This window comes from Archangium sp. (assembly GCF_036389735.1).
GTDB lineage: Bacteria > Myxococcota > Myxococcia > Myxococcales > Myxococcaceae > Archangium.
The window spans coordinates 1-2737 of sequence record NZ_DASVWK010000490.1; the positions used below are offsets into that span (position 1 = coordinate 1).

The window sequence follows — 2737 nt, forward strand, 5'->3', positions numbered from 1 at the left end:
CAGAGGCGCTGGAGGCGTACGAGAAGCGTGGGCGTCCCCAGGTACGGCCGCCGCCTTCGCGGCCGGTACCGGAGACGCGGCCTGTGCCGGAAGCGCTGCCGGTGGCCGAGACGAAGCCCGTCTCACAGGAGCCCAAGAAGAAGCGGCGGCCCAAGCCGGAGCCAGAGGAAGAGGACAGGCCGCCCCCGCTGCCACCCGAGCCCACCGACAGGAAGCGCGACCACAAGTGCGAGGCCATCCCGGTGCCGCACTCAGGCGGTGACAAGGCGCACGACAAGTGTGCCGACTGGTATCCGCCCAACCGCTGGCCCGGGATGGATGCACGTGTAGATGGCAGGGACTTCGACGCGCTTCAGGTCGGAGTACGGGTGCTGTGGGAGATCAAGACCGAGACGTTCGACGGGTACAGCGACTTCATCAAGGAGGTCACGGTCAATAAGGAGATTAAAGAGTTCAGGGAGTACCGGAACATCGCCCGGGCCTGTGGATATGGCTTCAAGGTCGGGGTGATCAGCGAGGCCCACAAGGCCACGCTGCTGGAGGAAGACGACAGCTTTGATATCGTCATCACAGGGTGCAAACGATGACCACTCGGGCTCGCCTACATCTGCACGTCTTCGCGCCAGCTCTCACCAGCGACGACGGGCGCCCGCTCGCGGCCGTTGAAGGGATGGAGCGGGCACTCCCCGGGTTGCGGTTGGCGTGGCGGCTCTCTGAGGCGGGGCGGCCCATCGCGCTTTCGCAGCGCGAGGCGTGGCTGGCTGAGTCGGCCGCGGGCGGCGAGTTCGGGTTGCTGTGCAATGGGGACGAGAGCTACCCGGTGACGATGGATGGGCAGCGATTGGGCCCGAGTGACAGTCCGGGCGGCGAGCCACTGCTGCAGGTCCACGCGAAGCTGCCGCAAGACGAGCCGGTGGTCGCTGCGGCGGCGGACATGCTGGAGCACGTCGCGGAGGGCGTTCGAGCCCGGTGGGGGGTCATGGCCCCCGGGCCCGTGAGGCAGGTCATCGCAGCTCAAGTAGGGCCGAAGCTCGGGAATCCGGAAGGACCACCTCTTGGGCTGCCGGCGCTCAAGCTCCCATGGAACATCCGCTCGCCCAAGGTTCCCAGGTACCTTGGGTGGATCAACTACTGGTCCGCGGCCGCTGCGGAGGCGATCAGCTTCCCGGACCCCTCCCGCGATGCCGAGCTGCTGGCGCGGGCCCGGCGGACGGCGTCGGGTGGGTGGGTGGTGAGCCTCACCGAGGCGCCGCTCGACCTGGACAACCCCGCCCACCTCGAGGCCCTCAAGCGAGCCTATGCGCGTTTCCCGGCGATCGGCGGGCGCACAGAGAAGCCGGCGTAGTGACTCCCAACATCCATTTCGAGAAGCGAGAGAAGGCTGCACATGCTTGCTGATGCGATCGGGGCCGAGTTCCGCCAGTTCCTGGAGCGGGAGCACGAGGGAAAGCCGGCGCGGGTGGTCCGGGCGGTGCGCGGCTATCGCACGCACCCGGCCGACCTCTGAGCCGCGGTGACGAACCGCGAGCGGATTCCCCGCTGGTTCATGCCCATCGAGGGCGAGCTGAGGCTCGGCGGTCGCTACCAGTTCAAGGGGAACGCCGGCGGCTCGATCACTCGCTGCGAGCCGCCGGAGGCGCTGGACGTCACCTGGGAATTCATGGGCGGCATGAGCTGGGTGACGGTGCGGCTGGAGCCCGAGAGCGAGGGGATGCGCCTGACGATCGAGCACATCGTCCATGCCTCCGACGTCGACGAGCATTGGAAACAGTATGGGCCGGGCGCGGCAGGCGTGGGCTGGGAGCTGAGCCTTCTGGGCCTGGGTCTGCACATCGCCTCGGGCGGCGGGACCGTGGAGTTGGAGGCGGTCGAGGGCTGACGCGGCAACTCCACCGTGAACCCGCGGGACTCATCGTGGGCGCATGGGCGTGGGGGAAAACGGGTAGGGTGACTCGCATGAGTGAAGCACCGTCGGTTCGTCCTCCTCGGGCCCTGCCCCCTATCCCCGCGGTGCTCCTCGCCGTCGTGAGCGTGCAGGGCGGCGCCGCCTTCGCGAAGGAGCTGTTCCCGGCGCTCGGCTCGGCGGGCACGGCGGGCATGCGCATCGGGTTGTCCGCGCTCCTGCTGTTCGCGGTGTTCCGTCCGCCGCTCGCGCGGCTCACGCGCGCGCAATGGGGCGCGGTCATCCCATATGGGGTGGTGCTCGGCGCGATGAACTTGAGCTTCTACCAAGCCCTCGAGCGCATCCCGCTGGGGTTGGCCGTCACGCTGGAGTTCGTGGGGCCCCTGGCGCTCGCGGTGTTCGGGTCGCGGCGCGCCGCGGACTTCCTGTGGGTGGTGCTCGCGGCGGCCGGCATCGCCCTCATCGCACCGTGGCGCGGTGGAGTCGGCGCGCTCGATCCGCTGGGAGTGCTGCTGGCGCTCCTCGCGGGTGGATGCTGGGCGGCCTACATCGTGCTCGGTGGGCGCGTGTCCAGGGTGTTCCCGGGAGGGCAGAGCGTCGCGACGGGAATGCTGTTCGCGTCCCTGACGGTCCTGCCCTTCTCGTTCGCGGAGGGCCTCGCGGCACGCCTGACCCCTCCACTGTTCGCGGCGGGCCTCGCCGTCGCGCTCCTCTCCAGTGCGGTGCCGTTCACCTTGGAGATGATGGCGCTGCGTGTGCTCTCGAGCCGCACCTTCGGCATCCTGATGAGTCTGGAGCCCGCGGCTGCGGCCCTCTCGGGCGTGGTGTTCCTGC

General features: G+C 69.2%; 4 protein-coding genes. All 4 read left to right on the top strand.

The genetic code is table 11. The features are described 5' to 3' along the window. The coding region (locus VF794_RS17300; RefSeq protein WP_331111775.1) for a DUF6310 domain-containing protein at nucleotides 1–587 on the top strand (587 nt) is incomplete at its 5' end. Next, a complete protein-coding gene (locus VF794_RS17305; RefSeq protein ID WP_331111777.1) occupies nucleotides 584–1345 on the top strand; it encodes a DUF5953 family protein in 762 nt (253 codons plus the stop codon). The genes VF794_RS17300 and VF794_RS17305, both read left to right, overlap by 4 nt. Before the next feature lie 168 nt (nucleotides 1346–1513). Next, a complete protein-coding gene (locus VF794_RS17310) occupies nucleotides 1514–1879 on the top strand; it encodes an SRPBCC domain-containing protein (RefSeq protein WP_331111779.1) in 366 nt (121 codons plus the stop codon). Nucleotides 1880–1956: 77 nt separating this feature from the next. Next, the coding region (locus VF794_RS17315; RefSeq protein ID WP_331111781.1) for an EamA family transporter at nucleotides 1957–2737 on the top strand (781 nt) is incomplete at its 3' end.

What these genes read in the sequence shown, in the direction of transcription:
- VF794_RS17305 (WP_331111777.1), top strand. Translation starts at nt 584, where the DNA reads ATGACCACTCGGGCTCGCCTACATCTGCACGTCTTCGCGCCAGCTCTC.